Here is an 18,238-nt window from a genome sequence, read left to right on the forward strand (position 1 = left end):
CGAGGCACCCGCTCAGTTCACCAATTGATGATACTTCTTAGTTTTAAGAGAGAAAACATAGTCCATTGTATAGCCAGCGCCGCCGCCACGAAAGTTTACTGAAATGATCTCGGCGATTTTTTCCGTCTGTTTTTGAACATTCCTGTAGATTGGCGTCATCAGCATTCCCGCGTCGCAATTGTCGTCATCGAACTCGATCTCTTGATAGACTTTCTTGCTTCGCTTGCCGATGACTTGCAATTTTCGCATGCAAATTCCGGCTTCGGTTTTCGCGTAGATGCCTGAAAACCTGTCGGTGGCGGTCTGCGCCCAGAACGGGATCTCAACGGTTCCGTCAATCTTCCCGTCGCCGGTATCGTCCAGGCTCGCAACTTTCTTGAGCGTGACGGGATGTTTGTCCGCACCCTTGCTCCAGGTTCCTGTTGCGCCGCTTTCACCAATGTCGAGAGAAAATGGGCATCCACTGGTGTCGACGGGCGTTTTCGAACCCATGACCAGCACCCGGTCGAATTCCTTGTCGTCCGCAATCTCGCAAAGGGATACGCTGGTGCCGTTGATCTTGCCGTACACTGCTATCGGGCTTTGCTTCGCGTCGTAGAAATAGCTCCCCTCGACCGTAATCCCGCTGCCGAAACTGTCATTCCTCTGCAGCGACAGATGGACTGGGTTAGGCCCAATGAAACCTTCGTAGTTTTCGATCTGATACCAACCCGCGACGGCATTTTGGCTGAACAGCAACAAGAAAAAAATTGCGGAGATAAACTGCATTCCCATGTCGACCCCTCGCCACGCTTCGCAAACGCAATCAACATAGACGCCGGCCTGGCTCATGTCTGCATCGCAATGGTCGTCAGTAACGGCTCATGGTTTGAGTCGGGAAAAAGCTTCAATTATCTGAATCACCTCCTCAAATTCACCACGATGACGCCGCCCAGCGCCAGCGCCCCGCCGATGATGCCGAGCAGCGTCGGTACTTCGCCCAGCCAGAAGAAGCCGATCAGCGTCGCCACCGGCGATACCAGATAGAGGAAGTTCGAGGCACGCGCCGCGGGCAGTCGGGAAAGTGCTGTTGCCCAGGCAGCGTAGGCGATGAGGCTGGGCACGATGCCGAGAAAGATGACCGCGCCGAGCCCGGCCGTATCGGCGACCGCCGCCTGCGCCAGACCGCTCGGCAGGAACGGCGACAGGCAGAGCGCGCCAAGCACCATGTTCGAGGCCGAGATCGTCAGCGGGTGGTGGCGACCAAACAGCGGCTTCTGGACGATGGTGTTGACGGCCGAGCACAGCGCCGAGCCGAGGACAAGCAGCGCACCGCTGTTGAAATGCAGCCCTTGCCCCTCGCCCATGGCGATGATCCCGATACCGGCGAAGGACAGGAATGTGCCGGCCCAGGCCAGGCCCGAGAAGCGTTCGCCGAGCAGCGCCATGGCCATGATGGCGGTGAAGATCGGGCTGACATTGATGATGAAGCCGGCCGCACCGGCCGAAACGGTCAGCTCGCCGAAATTGAGCATCACCGTGTAGAGCGCGACGAAGACGGCACCACCGAAGACAAAGCGCCAGAGTTCATCGAGCCTGGGCAGTGCCGGCCGCTTGACCGCGAGGAAGATCGCCGCCGGAACCGCGGCGATGGCAAAACGCAGCGCGCCAAGTTCCAGCGGCCCGAAAGCGGCAAGGCCGGCGCGGATCGCCGGAAAGGCGGAGGCCCAGCCGACCACCGTCAGCGCCACCGCGATGGCAGCCGTGGCATCCATGCGCTGTGTCGTATTCAACGTGCCGGTGTAAGCGCTCATCTGGGTGTCCTCGCGATCCAATGCCATGAAGTAGAGAAACGCTATTGCGGGTCGGTTGACAAACGAACAAATCGAGGATCACCTGTGACTATGGATCACAGCTTAGACCCGATGCTGCCGCTCGAAACGCTGCGCGCCTTCGACGCCGCGGCTCGGACCGGCAGCTTTTCGGCGGCGGCCGAGAAGCTCAACATCACCCATGGCGCCGTCAGCCGGCAGATCGCCAAGCTCGAGGGCTGGCTTGGGCTGAAAGTCTTCGATCGCGGCGCGCGCGGCGTCTCGCTGACCGTCGAAGGCAATCGCCTGCATCTGCGCACCACCGAAGCCTTTGCCCTGATCGCCAGCAATTCGGACCGTTGGGTCGAGCCGCGCGGCACGGCGGTGGTGCGGCTGACCTCGATCCCTTCGGTCAGCGGGCTGTGGCTGATGCCGCGCATGGCGGCGCTGGAGAACCACCCGTCCAAGCTGCGTATAGTGCTCGACGTCGACATCCGCCAGGGCGATCTTGCCGACGAGGGCATCGACCTGTCGATCCGCTGCGGGCGCGGCCGCATTCCGGGCCGGATCTCGGTACAGCTTTTCGAAGAATATGTGTTCCCTGTCGCCTCGCCGGAATTGGCCAGGCAGATCGGTCGCGGAGATCCCGCCCGACTGCTCGAATTTCCGGTGATCAATGATTCCGACGCTTCGGCCTGGCGCGCTTGGTTTGCGGCGCAGGAGACGGACTATCGGCCGCGGCCGCACGACCGCCGTTTCGAGGACTACAACCTCGTGCTCGACGCCGCCGCGCACGGGCTCGGTATTGCGCTGGCACGTCCGCCGTTGACGGTGGACCAATTGAAATCGGGCCGCATCGTCGCCGTAGACGAGCGCAGTGCGCTGAGCCCGATATCTTACTGGCTCGACCGGCCGCTGGGGCGCCCGCGCGCCGCCGCCGCCGAGCTTGCCCGGCGCATCGCCGTCCAGGCAGGGCTGCCAGCGGAGAGGATCGAAGAGTTTATCATCGCCGAAGAATGAGATGCCTGAAGCGCGTCGCGTTCGACCGGCCTCATGCGACGCGCTTCAGGTTCTTGTGTTTATGCATGTCGTTATCGCAAAACCGCTGCACACTTTTGCGCGACATGCATTGGCATCCGCTTTGCCGGCTTGTTCGAGCAAGTGTCACCAGAAACAGAGGCAGGCAAAGCCAACCAAGCTTGACCTCGCCGCAATTTGTGGCGATGACATCGTCATGAATTTCGGCTCCACCCCATGATGAACCGTTTCGAAGGCCCCGGCGGCAAGGAAGCCCGCATCCGCTATCTCGACGGCGACTTCCAGGTGACTAGCCCCGGCGCCTTCGTTCGCTGTGCGGTGACCGGCGAGAGCATCCCGCTCGACGAGCTCAAATATTGGAGTGTCGCCAGGCAGGAACCCTATCTGAATGCCGCTGCATCATTGCGCCGCGAGATCGAAGCGCATCCGGAACTGCGCCGCCGACGGTAGTCTGACGCAAATGCAAATCGCTCCGTTGCGATCCTTCGCGCGCCGTCTCCTGCCGCGACGTCAAGCCAGCGACACCGAAACCTTAGAAGTTATCTTGAAATAAAAAACCCGCCTCGGGGCTCGAGGGCGGGTCGTCGGCGAATCATCGCCATATACAAATTAGTAGCATAGCTGCCGGCACAAAGCAAGAACAAAATACACTCGACCGGCGGAAAAATTCCGGTCCCCGCATTGCCTCGGCCTCAAGCTGCCGGTCAGCCTTTAAGCCTGCGCTGCCGCCAGGCATCCAGCGTTTCGTCGATGATGCGTTGCGGCACATGGTCGAGCTCGAAGACGGTGTCGATCTCCAGCACATCGAGCCGGTCGAGGAATTCCGGCGGCGCTGCGCCGTGACGCAGGCGGGCAGCATCCTTGGCAGTGGTAATCAGGCCAAGCCCGGCTTTACGTGCCGTCGCCGCCAATTCGGCAAGCTCGTCCGCGCTGTAGAAATGATGGTCAGGAAACGGTCGGGTCAGCGCAAGCTCGCCGCCGGCCTCGGCTACGGTGTCGAAAAACTTGTCGGGATGGCCGATGCCGGCGAACGCCAGGAACCGCCTGCCGGCCAGCGTCACCGTGCTGCTCGGGGCGGTGTGCGCCTCGAAGATCGGCCTGCCGGCGCGCGCTGCCTGGCGCACGACCGTATCGGCCGCGGTGCCCTCGCCCATCTTCAGCAAGCCGCTGGTGAAGACCAGCTGGTCGACGATGTTCGCCCGCAGCGGTCCGCCGGGGATGACGCGGCCATTGCCGATGCCATGGCGCGCGTCGACGACGACCAGCGCATAATCGATGTGGATGCGCGCGCTCTGAAAACCGTCATCCATGATCAGGAAATCGCAGCCGAGCTTCTCCAGCAGAAGCCTGGCGCCGGCGGCCCGGTTCGGCGTCACCGCGACCGGCGCATGTTCGGCCAAAAGCAGCGGCTCGTCGCCGACATGCTTGGCGGCGTCGTGGTGCGGATCGACGACATGCGGCTGCGCGAAGGAGCCGCCATGGCCGCGCGACAGGAAACCGGGGTTGAGCTGCATGCGCCGGGCCTGCTCGGCCAATGCGATCGCCACCGGCGTCTTGCCGGTGCCGCCGACCGTGAAGTTGCCGATGCAGAGCACCGGCGCCTCGACTTTTTCGCGCGGCGCGTGCCGCATGCGGCGACCGGCGATAAGCGCATAGATGGCGGAAAGCGGCGACAGCGCCACGACCCGCCAGTCCGGCTCTTCCCACCAGAAGGGCGGCGCTTCCGAGGTCACGTCAACGCCCGTTCGCGCCCTTCAGGCGCGACTTGACGACCAGCGGCTGGATATAGGGCTCGAGCGACCTGAGCGTGTGCGCCAGCGCACCGCGCATCTCGTCGACCGTCGCCGCACCCGCCGCCATCATTTCGTGACGAGCCACCTCGTTGGTCAAAAGGAAATTCACGGCGCCGGCCAGCATATCGCGGTCGCGCACCAGCTTGGCGCCGCCACTGTCGAGCAGGCGCTGATAGGCCTCGCGAAAATTCTGGACGTTGCGGCCGGCAAGCACCGCTGTCTCCAGCATGGCCGGTTCCAGCGGGTTCTGGCCGCCCTCGGAAGTCAGCGAACGGCCGACAAAGGCAATTTCCGTCAGCCTCAGATAAAGCCCCATCTCGCCGATCGTGTCGCCGAGCAGAATATCGGTATCGGCGGTGATCCTGTCGCCCTTGCTGCGCTGCGCCAGCTTCAGGCCCATGCCGGAAATCTGGGCGGCCAGCTGCCCGGCGCGTTCGGGATGGCGCGGCACGATGATCGTCAAAAGCCCGTGGTGCCGCTTGTGCAGCATGGCGTGAACTTCGGCCGCGACCGCCTCTTCGCCGTCATGGGTCGAAATCGCCGCCCAGGTCGGGCGAGCGCCGATCTGGCGTTTCAGCGCCGCCAGTGCCCGTTCGTCGGCCGGCGGCGGCGCGGTGTCGACCTTGAGATTGCCGGACACGGTGACCGGCCGGGCGCCGAGCGAAAGGAAGCGCTCGCCATCGAGATCCGACTGGGCGACGACATGGGCGAGATTTTCGAACAATGCTTCGGCGATGTTGGCGCGCTTCTTCCAGGATTTGAAGGAGCGGTCGGACAGCCTGCCATTGACCAGAACCTGCGGCACGCGGCGGGCGCCGAGTTCCAGGATGGTCATCGGCCAGATCTCCGATTCGGCGATGATCGCCAGGTCCGGTTGCCAATGATCGAGGAAGCGGCTGACCGCCGGCTTGAGGTCGAGCGGCACATATTGGTGGATGATGCGGCCGCCCAGCCGTTCTTCGGCGACCTGCGCCGAGGTGACGGTGCCCGTCGTCAGCACGATGTTGACGCCGTAGTCGAGAATGCTCTCGACCAGCGGCACGACGGCGATGGTCTCGCCGACGCTGGCTGCATGGATCCAGATCACCGGGCCTTCGGGGCGCTCGCGTCCGGCGACGCCGTAGCGCTCGCGCCGGCGAATGCGATCCTCCTTGCCTCTGGATGTGCGCCAGGCGACATAAGGTCCGACCAGCGGGTACGCGGCGGCCCCGGCGAAGCGGTATGCCGTCAGGAAGGCGCGCGCCCAGCGCATACTCATTTCGAACCGTCCACAAGGCGATAGGCCTCGGCGGTCGCGGCATTGAGCGAGGCCGTGACCTCCTGGCGCTTGCGTTCCATTTCCGCGGCGTCTGCGTTGGCCGGCACGAAGACAGGCGTGCCGACGACAATCGAGGAGCGGCCGAAGGGCAAGTTGATCGTCGTCTTGTCCCAGCTGCCCTCGATCACCTTGCGGCGGCTGGTGGCAATCGCGGCAGGCAGGATCGGCCGGCCGGACAGCCGCGCCAGGAGGACGACGCCGAGCCCCGCATCGCGCGGCGTGCCGTGGGGAATATCAGCAATCATGGCGACATTCTTGCCGGTGGCGAGCGACTTTTTGAGGGCGATGAGCGCCTTGGCGCCGCCCTTGTCGAGATGCCTTGCGCTTTCGCGCCCGCCAGAGCCGCGCACCGCCTCGATGCCGAATTTCTCGACCATCAGCGCGTTGAGCTCGGCATCGGCGCTGCGCGACACCATGGCAACCAGTGGCCGTCCCTTGGGATAATAGGCCGGCGTCAGCAGATGCTGGCCGTGCCAGAGCGCGATGATGCCAGGCTCGAGCTGCGCATAGGCGCCGCCGGAAAACTTCGCCGATCCGTCGACCATGCGGTTGGTCAGGCGGACAAGGCGGACGAAATACGCAAACAGCGCGGCAAGCGCATTCTTGACGAATCGCGACTGCGCCAGCGGTTCGCGGATCTTGCGCCAGAACGTCTTCGGCTTGCGACGTCTGACCGCCGACCGCGGGGCTGATCGCTTGACCGCTTCATGGTTCATCGATGTCAACCGGGAGCCTTGTTTTCGGGGTCGAGCAGGCGGTGCAGGTGAACGACGAAATAACGCATATGGGCGTTGTCGACGCTGGCTTGCGCCTTGGCCTTCCAGACGGCGTGCGCCGATTGATAGTCGGGATAGATGCCGACTACGTCGAGCGCGTCGAGGTCGCGGAATTCGGTGCCGCCCAGCTTCTTGAGTTCGCCGCCGAACACCAGGTGCAAAAGCTGTTTCTTTCCGTCTTCAGCGGCCATGTCGATCCTTCACATATCGTGAGTTTGGGACAGGTCTAGACCAAAGCCGCCGACTTTGGAACTATTGATGATGGTCAATTGTCCAGCCCGGCGATGACGCCGGCGAGCACAGCGAGGAGTTCGCCGCTGCCGGCGGCAAGCGCGCCGTGGCGGATCACTTCGCCGGCATAGAGCGGCGCGCGGCCGTGCCGATCGAGCACGGCGCCGCCTGCCTCGCGCAGGATGAGGTCGGCCGCGGCGATGTCCCAGTCATGCGCGTTGGCCTTGACGAAGGTGGCATCGAGCTGGCCGCCGGCGATCATCGCCAACCTGTAGGCGAGCGAAGGAATATAGGGCACGCGCTTCAGCCGTTTGTGCCATTTCGCCGGCATCAGGTCGATCATCGCCTTCGGTCCGGCGATTTCGGCCGTTTCCGACGGCGGACGCACGCCGATGCGCTTGCCATTCAGGAATGCGCCCTCGCCCGGCAGCGCCCAATAGATTTCGCCCTTCGCCGGGCAGTCGAGCACGCCGGCAAGCGTGCGGCCGTTCTCGACCACCGCGACGCTGACGCACCATGTGGGCAGGCCTTCGAGGAAGCCGCGCGTGCCGTCGATCGGATCGACGACGAAGGTGCGGCGCGCGACAAGCCTTACCGGGTCGTCGACGGTTTCCTCCGACAACCAGCCATAGTCCGGCCGGGCCGCCAGCAAGGTCTCGCGCAGATATTTGTCGGCGGCGTGATCAGCTTCGCTGACCGGCGAGGTGCCGCCCTTCATCCACACTTGCGGATTGTTGTTGAAGTACTGCATGGCGATGAGCCCCGCCTCGCGGGCAGCGTCGCGCAGCAGCTGCAGGTCTTCAGTAGCGCCGGCCGAGACGGCCGGATCAAGCTCCGGCAAGGGTCATCCCTTCGATCAAAAGCGTGGGCGCGGCAGTGCCGAAATTGCGGTCGAGATCGCTCGCCGGAACCATGTTGAGGAACATCGTCTTCAAATTGGAGGCGATGGTCACCTCGGCAACGGGATAGGCCAGCTCGCCATTCTCGATCCAGAAGCCGGAAGCGCCGCGGCTATATTCGCCCGTCACCATGTCGACCCCCTGGCCGAACACTTCGGTGACGTAGAAGCCGGTCTCGAGCGACTTGATCAGCTCTTCCGGCGTGTTTTCCCCGGGCTCGATGGCGAGATTGGTCGACGATGGCGAGACCGACGAGCCGCTGCGCGAGCCGCGCCCATTGGTGACGAGGCCGAGTTCCCGCGCCGCCGAGGTCGACAGGAACCAGTGGTTGAGCACGCCCTTGTCGACCATGAACAATTTCTCGCCCTCGACGCCTTCGCCGTCGAAGGGGCGCGAGGCCTGGCCGCGGCGCCGGAGCGGCTCGTCGGTGACGGTGATTGCGGCCGAAGCCACCTTCTTGCCCATCATGTCGCGCAGAAAGCTGGTCTTGCGCGCCACCGCGGCGCCATTGATGGCACCGGCGAGATGGCCGGCAATGCCGCGCGCGACGCGCGGATCGAACACCACGTCGACCGGCCCGGTCGCAGCCTTGCGCGCGCCAATACGGCGTACAGCGCGCTCGCCGGCCTTGCGGCCGATGTCTTCCGGCGCGTCGAGATCGGAAAAATGCTGGCGCGAGGAGAATTCGTAATCGCGCTCCATGCCGGTGCCCTCGCCGGCGATCACGCTGGTCGAGCGCGAAAAGCGCGACGCGACATAATGGCCGACAAACCCATGCGAAGTGGCGAGCACAAGGCCGCCGAGCCCGGCGCTGGCGCCGCTGCCGGCCGAATTGGTGACGCCCTTGACGGCAAGCGCCGCCGCCTCGGCGGCAAGGGCTGCTTCCTTCAACTGGTCCGCCGATACCTCGGTGGCGTCGAACAGATCGAGATCGCGCGGCTTTTTGACCAGCAAGGCCGGATCGGCGAGACCCTGATAGGGATCTTCGGGCGACACTTTGGCCATGGCGACGGCGCGCTCAGCCAGCATATTGGGGTCGGATGCCGCCGTTGCCGAAACGCTCGCCACGCGTCTGCCGACGAAGACGCGCAACGAGACGTCCTCGCTCTCGGACGCCTCTGTGCCTTCGACCTTGCCAAGCCGCACCGACACACCGGTTGAGCGGCCGCGTACTGCAACCGCATCGGCGGCATCGGCGCCGGCCCGTTTGGCAGCCTCGACCAGGGCCGCGACGCGGTCGGTCAGTTTCGCTGCGTCGAGCGTATCGGTCATGCGCATAATCCTGTTATTTCCGGCCGGCTGAAGGGCAGCCGCTGCTGCACCATCTATTGTCCCGATGCAGCTTCTGCAATGGGAGAAGGCGCAAAGCGGGGGCATCAAGCGCCTGAACAGGGCTGCCAGTGTCAGGCAGGTGAGCGGCAATGGCGAGATCGACAATCCCTCAGGAAGCGGCCACCGGCGTCCAGATCACGTCGTCGATCCTGAGCGCGCCGGTGGCGAGCATCACCAGCCGGTCGAAGCCGAGCGCCGCGCCGCTCGCTTGCGGCGTGATGGCGAGGGCGGCGAGGAAATCCTCGTCGATCGGATAGCGTTCGCCATAGACACGCTGCTTTTCGTCCATTTCGGCGGCAAAGCGCCGGCGCTGCTCGGCCGGATCGATCAACTCGCCAAAGGCGTTGGCAAGCTCGACGCCGCAGCAATAAAGCTCAAAACGCTCGGCGGTGCGTGGATCGTCGGCGCTCGGCCTGGCCAATGCCGCCTCCGAGATCGGATATCCGAAAAGAATGGTGGCGCGCCCCTGCCCCAGCGCCGGTTCGATTTTTTCGACCATCACCCGGCTGAACAGGTCGGCCCAATTGTCGTCGGGCGCGGTCCGCAATCCGGCCTGGACCAGGGCGGCATGCAACCCCGCGCGGTCGGTGCTGCCATCGGCTGCCACAGTCGCCAGCAGATCGATGCCGGCATGGCGCATGAAGGCTTCGGCGACGCTCAACCGTTCCGGCTCGGCGAACGGGTCGGCCTCGCGGCCGCGGAAGCTAAAACGCTTTGCGCCCGCCCGTTCGGCCGCCAGCGCGACGAGCTCGGCGCAATCGCGCATCAGGCTCTCATAGGCCTCGCCGACGCGGTACCATTCGAGCATGGTGAACTCCGGATGGTGCAAGGGGCCGCGCTCACGGTTGCGCCACACAGCAGCTAGGCTGAAGATGCGCTCCTCGCCGGCGGCAAGCAGCTTCTTGCAGGCGAATTCCGGCGAAGTGTGGAGGTAGAGCGGCTGGCGCTGCCCGTCCGGCCCGATCGCCTCGGTGGCAAAGGCCGACAGATGCGCTTCATTGCCGGGCGAGATCTGCAGGGCCGATGTCTCCACCTCCACGAAGTCACGGCGGGCGAACCAGTCGCGCATGCCGGCGGCAATGGCGTTGCGCAGGATCAGCCGCGGCCGGCGGTCGGCATGGACATGCGGCGTCCACCATGGCGAAGCGGCGGTCATCGGCTTCAGGCGAATTGCACAGAGGGCTGGCGATTGCGGCCAAGATGCGCTAGGCCGCACCCAACGGCCTCTCCAGCCGATTTGCGCCAACAAATTTTATCAGGATGGAAACCCGTGAAGGTCATCGCCAGCTCCTTACGCAAAGGCAACGTCGTCGAAAAGGACGGCAAGCTTTATGTGATCCTCTTTGCCGAAAACATTCATCCTGGCAAGGGTACGCCGGTCACCCAGCTCGACATGCGGCGTATCTCCGACGGGGTTAAAGTTTCCGAGCGTTACCGCACCACCGAGCAGGTCGAGCGCGCCTATGTCGAGGAGCGCGAGCACACTTTCCTCTACCAGGACGGCGAAGGCTTTCATTTCATGAACCCGGAGAGCTACGACCAGGTGGCGGTGCCGGAGAGCGTGGTCGGCGACATGGCGCCCTACCTGGTGGAAGGCATGCCGGTGCAGATCTCGCAATACAACAGCATCGCCATCTCGCTGGTACTGCCGCAGCGCGCCACTTTCGAGGTGGTCGAGACCGAGCCGGTGACCAAGGGCCAGACGGCGTCCTCGTCCTATAAGCCGGCAACGCTGTCCAACGGCGTGCGTACCCTGGTGCCACCACACATCAGCGCCGGCACCCGCGTGGTGGTGATGACGGCGGATGGCGCGTATGTCGAGCGCGCGAAGGATTGAGGCGCGAAGCCTGAAACGCCTCGCCCTAGCGCGCCGAGGCGGCCGGTCATCGTCGACCGCTTTGTGCCAGGGGGCTTTCGAGCATTGGGACGCGGCACGCAGACCGCAGCGTCAACGCCCGGCCAGTTCTTTCCTATTGCACGACGCCAGCGGGCAATCTTTGAGCCTCGAGCAACGCCGACCGTCCCTTTCGCCAGGTGCCAGGTGGAATGCCGACGAACTTTTTGAAGGCGCGATTGAAGGCGGCTTCCGACTCGTAGCCGACGTCGGCACCCGCTTGCGCGATGCTCATTTCGGGCCGTTCGAGCAAACGTCCCGCCAGTTGCAGACGCCAGCGAGCAAGATAGTGCATCGGCGAGACCTCGACATAGTGGGTAAAGCGGCTCGCAAACGCCGTGCGCGAGAGCCCTACTTCGCGGGCGAGCCGGTCCAATGTCCATTCCTCCCTGGGGCGAGCGTGGATGAGCCGGAGCGCCTCGCCGACATGTGGATCCCGTAGGCCTGACAGCCAGCCGCGCGAATCGCCGGGGAGGGTCTCAAGATGGCGGCGGATGATCTCGACAAACATCAGCTCGCTCAGCTTGGCGAGGATCGTTTCACCGCCCGCCCGCCCACTGCCACCTTCGGCCAGCGCCAGCCGAAACAGGTCGATAACCCAGCTGCTTCCATCGGCGGGCTTGCGGGCACACAGGATGGCCGGCAATGCAGCGAGGAGAGGATTGAAGGGACGTGCATCGCAGCCAAGATACCCGCAAATGAACCGGGTCCGCTCGTCTCCCCCGCCACCATGGATCACCGCGAACGGCAGGCTCTCGTCAATCGGCCGATAATACATCGCCATATTGGGTTCGCCCCGCGCTCCGGGCGAAGAGCTCAAGACGTTCGGAACACCACCGGGGAAGACAACGACATCACCGGCGTTCACGAGCACCGGGGGCACCGAATCGTCTGCCAGCGCGGCCCAGCACGAGCCCGACATCACGGCATGAAAAGAAATGATGTGCTCTGCCTCCGGCATGATGGCGGCGGCAATGTCGGCCGTGCCCGGCGACTCGCCGACCCAGGGAGAGCTGGCGTCGACGTCGAAATAGATCGCACCGGTGAGGCGAACGGCTCGGAGCACATCGGAAAGGACATCCATGCACTACACCTCCGGAAACGATCGGCTACTCCCTTTGACAACGAGTTTTTCGGCCAGGCATCTCGAACTATCCGGCAATACAGCCGCCCGAGCAACTACCCATCCGGTCTAATCCCACTCTGAACGATCGGGCAACAGAAATGGACGATGTGACATTTGCGGGAACAGCGGACGGGATTAGCGTTTCATCGACCGGCCGACAGGTCCAATAACAGGGAGGAATGTCATGCACGATGAAGACATCACCAAATTCGCAGCAAGCCTGCGGGGCGAAGTCATCCGGACCGGCGACGCCCGCTATGATGAGGCCCGCAAGCTCTACAACGGCATGATCGACAAGCGGCCGCTGATCATCGCCCGCTGTGTGGACGTGGCCGACGTGATCACAGCGGTGAATTTCGGCCGCGACAACAATTTGCTGGTTGCGGTACGTGGCGGCGGCCATAACGGACCAGGATTGGGGAGTTGCGACGACGGTCTGGTGATCGACCTGTCGGCGATGAACGGCGTGCGTGTCGATCCGGATGCCCGTACGGCGCGGGTGGGTCCGGGCTGCACTCAGGGCGACCTCGACCACGCAACCCATGCCTTTGGCCTGGCCGTACCGGCGGGCATCATCTCGACCACCGGGGTCGCCGGACTGACGCTGAGCGGCGGCCATGGCTATCTGACGCGCAAATATGGCCTGACCATCGACAATCTGGTCGAGGCCGATGTCGTGCTTGCCGACGGCAGCTTCGTCACCGCCAGCAAGGAGCGGAACCCTAGCCTGTTCTGGGCGCTTCGCGGCGGCGGCGGCAATTTCGGCGTCGTCACCAGCTTTGTGTTCAAGCTCCACCAGGTCAGCATGGTCTTTGCGGGGCCGATCGCATGGGATCAGCGCCAGGCCCGCACCATCATGCAGCATTATCGCGAGTTCCTGCCGCGCGCGCCCGAGGAACTCGGGATCTTCCTCGGGCTCAAGACGATCCTGTCGAGCGCACCGTTCCCGGAAGAGTTTTGGGGAAAGCGGATGTGTCTGCTGATGTGTTGCTACAACGGCCCGGAGGAAAAGGGCAGAGAGGCGGTGGCTCCGCTACTCGATGCGCTGCCTGCGCCCTGGTTCAATTGGATGGGAATGATGCCCTATCCCGCGGTGCAGAGCATGTTCGATGGGCTCTATCCGAAGGGGATGCAGTGGTATTGGCGGGGCGATTTTGTCAAGACGCTGTCCGACGAGGCGATCGACGCTCATCTCAAGCAGGCGGCGAAAACACCGAGCGAGCTATCGCTCATGCATCTCTATCCGATCGACGGCGCTGTCCATCGCGTCGGCAAAGACGAAACACCGTGGAATTACCGTGATGCGACCTGGTCGATGGTCATCGCTGGGATCGATCCGGACCCACAGAAAGCGGGGCCGGTGACGCGCTGGACCAAGGCCTACTGGGAGGCCGTGCATCCGTTCGATCTGGGTGGCGCCTACCTGAACTTCATGATGGATGACGAGGGCGAGGGAAGGCTCAAGGCGGCTTATGGCGATAACTACGAGCGCCTGGCCTCGCTAAAGAAGAAATACGACCCGAACAACCTCTTCCGGGTGAACCAAAACATCCGGCCGGCCGCTTGACGGCCGCCCTCGTCTGGCCAGCAAGTGTTGTATCGTACCGGCCGGACCAGCTAAGGCCCGGCCGGTACGATAGGTTCCGGCCAGGACGCTCGGCGGCCTACAAGCGCGATACTCGGCCGGGCTCGGCGACCATGTTCCATGAGCCATGTCTGACATGCGTCGAAGCGGTCGGCCCGCACGCTCAGGTCACCCGTAGTGCTGCTTCAACAGGCAAGTCCGGGAGCAGGCAATGCGGTCAACGGGTTATGCCTCAGCGACTGCTTCTCGCCAGGCCGATCGCGCCGGCAGCCTACCGATAATTTCACGCTTCGATGCGGACGTCCGACGTCACCACGACACCCTTCAGTCCTCCTCGAGGATCGGTATCCCCTTCAGAACTAACTAAATTAGCAGTTTCTTAATTGCCTTTGGAACTTTGTAGCTTGCGTTCCATTTTCAACCGCATGCGAGAGTCTGTGGTCCAAGGCCCGGGAATAACGGTGAACAGGTCACCGCCGCGCTACTCGCTGGTCCTGCCCGTATACAATGAAGAACAGGTGCTGCCTCGGCTGATCGAGCGGATCAGTTCGCTTATCGGCCGGCTGGACGGCGAAACGGAGGCCATCTTCGTCGATGACGGAAGCCGCGATGGAAGCGTCGAATACCTTCAAAAAGTGGTCGCCGCCGAGCCGCGCTTTCGGCTGATCGAATTTTCCCGCAATTTCGGCCACCAGGTGGCGATTACCGCCGGCATGGACGCCGCTGCGGGCGATGCCGTCATCGTCATGGATGCGGACCTGCAGGATCCGCCGGAAGTCGTTCTCGATCTGGTGGCTAAGTGGAAGGAAGGTTTCGAGATCGTCTACGCCCGCCGGGTCAAGCGCGAGGGCGAATCCTGGTTCAAGCGCTTTACGGCAAGTCTTTTCTATCGCCTGCTGGAGAAAATGACGTCGGTCGATATTCCGCGCGACGTCGGCGACTTCCGCCTAGTCGGCCGCAAGGCGCTGGAAACCTTCAAGCGTATGCCCGAACATGACCGCTTCGTCAGGGGCATGTTCGGCTGGATGGGGTTCAAGCAGACGGCCGTGCCATTTGAGCGCCACGCACGAACCCTGGGCCAGACCAAATACCCGTTCTGGAAGATGATGCACCTTGCGGTTCACGGCATCGTCAGTTTCTCCGAGAAGCCGTTGCGCCTGGCGCTCTGGGGCGGGTTGGTCATTTCCGCGCTTGCGGGGGTCTTTGGCGCCTACGCCATCTTTGCCTGGTTTTTTGAAACCGGGATCATTGCCGGGTGGACATCCACGGTGGTGATCGTGTCGCTCCTGTGCGGGATCAACCTTTTCATGACCGGCGTGGTCGGACTCTACGTCGGCAGCATCCACGCCGAGGTGAAACGCCGCCCGCTTTATGTCATCGATCGGCTCACCGGCTTCGACGAGTCGATGCGTGCCGCCTCCGGTGAGCGCCGCCGATCGTTTCACAAACCCAGGAGTGGAGTCCCCGCCAATGGCCGAACTCTTCGACAGCTATAAATCCAACTATGGCGAGGCGGTCGAAGGGTCCATCCGGTTTTCCGGACTCAGCCACGACTTCTTCCTTGTCGCCAAGGCGGATCTGCTGCGGCGTCTGGTCTTCGAGCGAAAGCTTCGGCAGGGTGGGTCGGCTGTAAGGGCGCTGGATGTCGGCTGCGGCGTCGGTTCGCTCCACCCCTACCTCGACGGTGCTTTCGACAGCGTCGATGGTTGCGATGTCTCGCAAGAATCGATTTTGCACGCCAGCCAACACAATCCGCGTGTGGCCTACAAGACCTGCAGCACTCAGGGGCTGCCTTACGAGGACGGCACGTTCGATCTGGCTTTCGCCAGTTGCGTCGTCCATCACGTTCCGCCCTCCTCCTGGCTCGATTTCTTCCTGGAAATGCGGCGCGTCGTACGGCCGGGCGGCGTCGCCTGCATTATCGAGCACAATCCCTACAATCCACTGACGCGCCTTGCTGTGTTCCGGTGTCCGTTCGATCACGACGCGGTTCTGCTCAACGCCGCCAAAGCGAGGTCCGTTTTTCAGGAAACAGGCTTCCGGGACATCCGCTCCGAGCATTTCCTGCTGCTGCCATCGGCAAGGCCCTTGGCCAGAAGGGTCGAGCGGGTATTCGCGCCTTTGCCGCTTGGAGCGCAGTATGCGTGTAGTGCGCGTGTCTGAGCGCCGTTCAACCGGCGACGCCGGGCTGAGGGTGCTGGCGCGCTTCGGGTCGGTCGGCATCGCCGCAACGATCCTTTATGCAGTGATGGCCACCGCTTTGGTAAAATGGCAACGGTTCGGCCTCTCGCCGGTCGGTGCCTCGCTCGCGGCTTACACCGCAGCCGCCCTGTTTTCTTATCTCGCGCATAAGTTCGTGACTTTCGCGTCGAGCGGATCGCATCGATCGGAAGCTCCGCGTTTTTTCTTGCTGACGGCGACAGGGTTCGCCGTTGCCTACGCGGCGCCGGCGGTTTTGACGGCCAAACTCGGCCTGCCGCCGATCATCGCCATTCTGGTTACATGCTTGCTTGTTCCAGCGGTCAATCTTCTCATGCTCGACCGGTGGGTTTTTGCGCAGCGAAGACCCGGCCAGCAACGTGATCGCCCGCCCTAACCCGGCTCAACAGGATCGAGCCGGAACGACAACAATTTGATGGCGCGCTTGTAGATGTTGCTGGCGGCCGAACTTGGCGGAATGCCGTCGAGGTAGTCGAAGGCGACATCGAGTATCCTGGCCTCGGCGAGGGCCGCCGTTGGAATGACGAACGAGACCGTTCGCGGCTCTTTGCCGGACAGCGTCACCGCATGCACCCGAACGCCATTCACCGAAATAATAATCCGCTGCGTGACCTGCGGCGGGCGAATGGCGGCGGCCATTTGCAGCGTGGCCGTCACACTGTCGTGGAGCGGCGGTATCTTCAGCCGAAGCCGCGAGGTCTCGCCTAGGGAATGGGTGCCGTCGGCAACGGGTCCCGACCAGCCGCAGACCCTCATGCCGGCTGCCTTTTTGGCTCCGTCGGACCGGAACGACACCGTCTCGCCTAGGGTATAGCTGCCGACCGCATCGCGATTGAGGCAGGTCGTCGTCCGGTCAATGTAATAGGCGCGATAATCGGCGTTGACATTCGGATTGAGAGCAAGCGCAAGAATGACGATTTCCGTTCCCGCCAGAACCGCCGCCAGCGCGTAGCTGGCAAGCCTGGCCCCGCGCAGATACCGGCCCGAAATGTCAGACCAGGGCAAGATAGCCTCCGATCCATGCCACGGTCATGAAATAACAGGCGCCCAGGAAGAGAGCCAGAGCCGCAAGAAAAGTCAGCTTCGACGCCGACGACAGCATGGCCAGCAATATTGTCAGAGGTGCAAGCCCAACGACGTATCTGACCATCGAGGCCAGGTTCGTGATCAGCGGCAGGATGATGCAGCAGGCGCAGAACAACGCGGCGCCATATTGCCTGCGAACCGCCAGAACCGCCGATAGCGCCAGTCCGATGAGTGCGGCGAGCGCGCTCCATTGCGGCGCCGTGGGCAGCCATCCAGTTGTCGGAACGGCCGAAAACCCGTCCCATATAAAGGCGAGCGGATTGCCCGGCACCCGTCCAAACGCGCGCTGCACGTGCAGGAAGGCAAAGCCGTCGCCGATGGTCAGATAGAGAAACAGGATGTAGGCGAATAGGCCGGCTGGCGAGATGAAGATGGCGACGAGCAGATCCGGTCGGCCAAGCAGCCAACGCGGGAACGACAGCGTCGATCCGCCCTTTGCGCGGTAATCCGTGAACATCTGAATGACGGTCGCGAATACAACGAGCACCCCGACGAGCCTGGTTGCCGACAGGAGAGCCGATGACAGTCCCGCAGCCAGATAGCTGGAGCGTTTGAGCGCCAGAAAAACGCACGAAGTCAGGAGTACGAAAAGAGGTTCGGTCAGGAAAGTCGTGAAGTGATAGGAGAACGGGCCGCTGAGCAGGAAGGCGCAATACAGAACATAAGCGCGCATGTTCTTCTCGAGCAGTGGCCACGCCACCAGACAGGCGGCATAGCTGCACGCAATCGATGTGATCGACGCGACGAGTATCGTCGGAAAGCGGAAAACAGACCGGATTGCCGCCACCAGCATCGGATAGAGCGGGAAGAAGCCCCAGCGTCCGACATTGCTCTGGCCTGGAATGGGAAAGCGCTCATAGCCGTGTTCGGAAATGCCGACATACCACGCGCAATCCCAGCGGCAGAGCGCCTGGGCATAGGCCGCGAAGCCGGGTTCTGCCGAAACCGAAGCAAATGCGGCATAGCGAATGGCCAGCCCACTGACGACGAAAGCCAACGGCACCGCGACGACGGCTACCGCAACAAAGCGGCCACCGGCGTTCGGACGCGCGACAGCTTCGAGCGCCAAAATCTGCCTCCACCCGTTCAAATGGCAGGCGCCACTCAAAGCTAGATGACGCGCGCCCCGGCGAATTCAAGGCGTGCACGC

General features: G+C 63.2%; 19 protein-coding genes. 7 read left to right on the plus strand and 12 right to left on the minus strand.

Annotation, left to right across the window (positions count from 1 at the left end):
- Positions 1–12 precede the first annotated feature (12 nt).
- Positions 13–831: a hypothetical protein gene (locus tag NKI01_RS06065; RefSeq protein WP_352962239.1), complete on the minus strand. Its 819-nt coding sequence runs from the start codon at positions 829–831 to the stop codon at positions 13–15.
- A gap of 68 nt (positions 832–899) precedes the next feature.
- The gene (locus NKI01_RS06070) at positions 900–1,793 is read right to left on the minus strand and encodes a DMT family transporter (protein WP_352962242.1); all 894 of its coding nucleotides are present in this window, start codon (positions 1,791–1,793) and stop codon (positions 900–902) included.
- Between the two features lie 90 nt (positions 1,794–1,883).
- On the opposite strand from NKI01_RS06070, the gene NKI01_RS06075 reads away from it, so the two are divergent.
- Positions 1,884–2,810 (plus strand): LysR family transcriptional regulator, encoded by a 927-nt coding sequence (locus NKI01_RS06075; protein ID WP_352962245.1) that lies wholly within the window; start codon positions 1,884–1,886, stop codon positions 2,808–2,810.
- A gap of 234 nt (positions 2,811–3,044) precedes the next feature.
- Positions 3,045–3,278, plus strand: a complete 234-nt coding sequence (locus tag NKI01_RS06080; RefSeq protein ID WP_031193470.1) for a DUF2093 domain-containing protein — start codon at positions 3,045–3,047, stop codon at positions 3,276–3,278.
- Between the two features lie 254 nt (positions 3,279–3,532).
- Here NKI01_RS06080 and lpxK read toward each other — a convergent pair whose 3' ends face one another.
- The 7 genes from lpxK to epmA all read right to left on the minus strand — a co-directional run bounded on the left by lpxK (position 3,533) and on the right by epmA (position 10,333).
- Complete coding sequence (gene lpxK, locus NKI01_RS06085; RefSeq protein WP_023717168.1) at positions 3,533–4,561, minus strand: tetraacyldisaccharide 4'-kinase; 1,029 nt, start codon at positions 4,559–4,561, stop codon at positions 3,533–3,535.
- Between the two features lies 1 nt (position 4,562).
- Complete coding sequence (waaA, locus tag NKI01_RS06090; RefSeq protein ID WP_023717167.1) at positions 4,563–5,879, minus strand: lipid IV(A) 3-deoxy-D-manno-octulosonic acid transferase; 1,317 nt, start codon at positions 5,877–5,879, stop codon at positions 4,563–4,565.
- Positions 5,876–6,655, minus strand: a complete 780-nt coding sequence (locus NKI01_RS06095; RefSeq protein WP_023717166.1) for a lysophospholipid acyltransferase family protein — start codon at positions 6,653–6,655, stop codon at positions 5,876–5,878. The genes waaA and NKI01_RS06095 overlap by 4 nt, the downstream gene beginning before the upstream one ends.
- A gap of 5 nt (positions 6,656–6,660) precedes the next feature.
- Positions 6,661–6,906, minus strand: coding sequence for a DUF4170 domain-containing protein (locus NKI01_RS06100; RefSeq protein WP_352588488.1), 246 nt, complete (start codon positions 6,904–6,906; stop codon positions 6,661–6,663).
- A gap of 74 nt (positions 6,907–6,980) precedes the next feature.
- Entirely contained in the window at positions 6,981–7,787 is an 807-nt protein-coding gene (locus tag NKI01_RS06105) for a 3'(2'),5'-bisphosphate nucleotidase CysQ (protein WP_352496159.1), read from the minus strand.
- Positions 7,774–9,117 carry a TldD/PmbA family protein gene (locus NKI01_RS06110; RefSeq protein ID WP_023717163.1) on the minus strand — a complete coding sequence of 448 codons (1,344 nt, stop codon included), beginning with the start codon at positions 9,115–9,117 and terminating at the stop codon, positions 7,774–7,776. Before NKI01_RS06110 ends, NKI01_RS06105 begins: the two co-directional genes overlap by 14 nt.
- 169 nt (positions 9,118–9,286) lie before the next feature.
- Entirely contained in the window at positions 9,287–10,333 is a 1,047-nt protein-coding gene (gene epmA / locus NKI01_RS06115) for an EF-P lysine aminoacylase EpmA (RefSeq protein WP_023717162.1), read from the minus strand.
- 114 nt (positions 10,334–10,447) lie between these two features.
- On the opposite strand from epmA, the gene efp reads away from it, so the two are divergent.
- On the plus strand, positions 10,448–11,014 hold the full coding sequence (gene efp / locus NKI01_RS06120) for an elongation factor P (protein ID WP_023717161.1): 567 nt from the start codon (positions 10,448–10,450) through the stop codon (positions 11,012–11,014).
- Between the two features lie 133 nt (positions 11,015–11,147).
- On the opposite strand, the gene NKI01_RS06125 is transcribed toward efp, so the two are convergent.
- The gene (locus NKI01_RS06125) at positions 11,148–12,155 is read right to left on the minus strand and encodes an AraC family transcriptional regulator (protein WP_023717160.1); all 1,008 of its coding nucleotides are present in this window, start codon (positions 12,153–12,155) and stop codon (positions 11,148–11,150) included.
- A 226-nt stretch (positions 12,156–12,381) separates the two neighbouring features.
- On the opposite strand from NKI01_RS06125, the gene NKI01_RS06130 reads away from it, so the two are divergent.
- From NKI01_RS06130 to NKI01_RS06145, 4 genes are all read left to right on the plus strand, one after another.
- Positions 12,382–13,764 carry an FAD-binding oxidoreductase gene (locus NKI01_RS06130; RefSeq protein WP_352791214.1) on the plus strand — a complete coding sequence of 461 codons (1,383 nt, stop codon included), beginning with the start codon at positions 12,382–12,384 and terminating at the stop codon, positions 13,762–13,764.
- A 443-nt stretch (positions 13,765–14,207) separates the two neighbouring features.
- Positions 14,208–15,278 carry a glycosyltransferase family 2 protein gene (locus NKI01_RS06135; RefSeq protein WP_156948034.1) on the plus strand — a complete coding sequence of 357 codons (1,071 nt, stop codon included), beginning with the start codon at positions 14,208–14,210 and terminating at the stop codon, positions 15,276–15,278.
- On the plus strand, positions 15,253–15,945 hold the full coding sequence (locus tag NKI01_RS06140; RefSeq protein WP_352481292.1) for a class I SAM-dependent methyltransferase: 693 nt from the start codon (positions 15,253–15,255) through the stop codon (positions 15,943–15,945). The genes NKI01_RS06135 and NKI01_RS06140 overlap by 26 nt, the downstream gene beginning before the upstream one ends.
- Positions 15,923–16,378, plus strand: a complete 456-nt coding sequence (locus NKI01_RS06145; protein WP_352481293.1) for a GtrA family protein — start codon at positions 15,923–15,925, stop codon at positions 16,376–16,378. Before NKI01_RS06140 ends, NKI01_RS06145 begins: the two co-directional genes overlap by 23 nt.
- On the opposite strand, the gene NKI01_RS06150 is transcribed toward NKI01_RS06145, so the two are convergent.
- Positions 16,375–17,007: a hypothetical protein gene (locus NKI01_RS06150; protein ID WP_023717155.1), complete on the minus strand. Its 633-nt coding sequence runs from the start codon at positions 17,005–17,007 to the stop codon at positions 16,375–16,377. The two genes, NKI01_RS06145 and NKI01_RS06150, sit on opposite strands and share 4 nt — an antisense overlap.
- The gene (locus tag NKI01_RS06155) at positions 16,994–18,157 is read right to left on the minus strand and encodes a putative hexosyltransferase (RefSeq protein WP_023717154.1); all 1,164 of its coding nucleotides are present in this window, start codon (positions 18,155–18,157) and stop codon (positions 16,994–16,996) included. Before NKI01_RS06155 ends, NKI01_RS06150 begins: the two co-directional genes overlap by 14 nt.
- Positions 18,158–18,238: the final 81 nt, after the last annotated feature.

The sequence above is a fragment of the Mesorhizobium sp. M0815 genome, from assembly GCF_040319995.1.
Classification (GTDB): domain Bacteria; phylum Pseudomonadota; class Alphaproteobacteria; order Rhizobiales; family Rhizobiaceae; genus Mesorhizobium.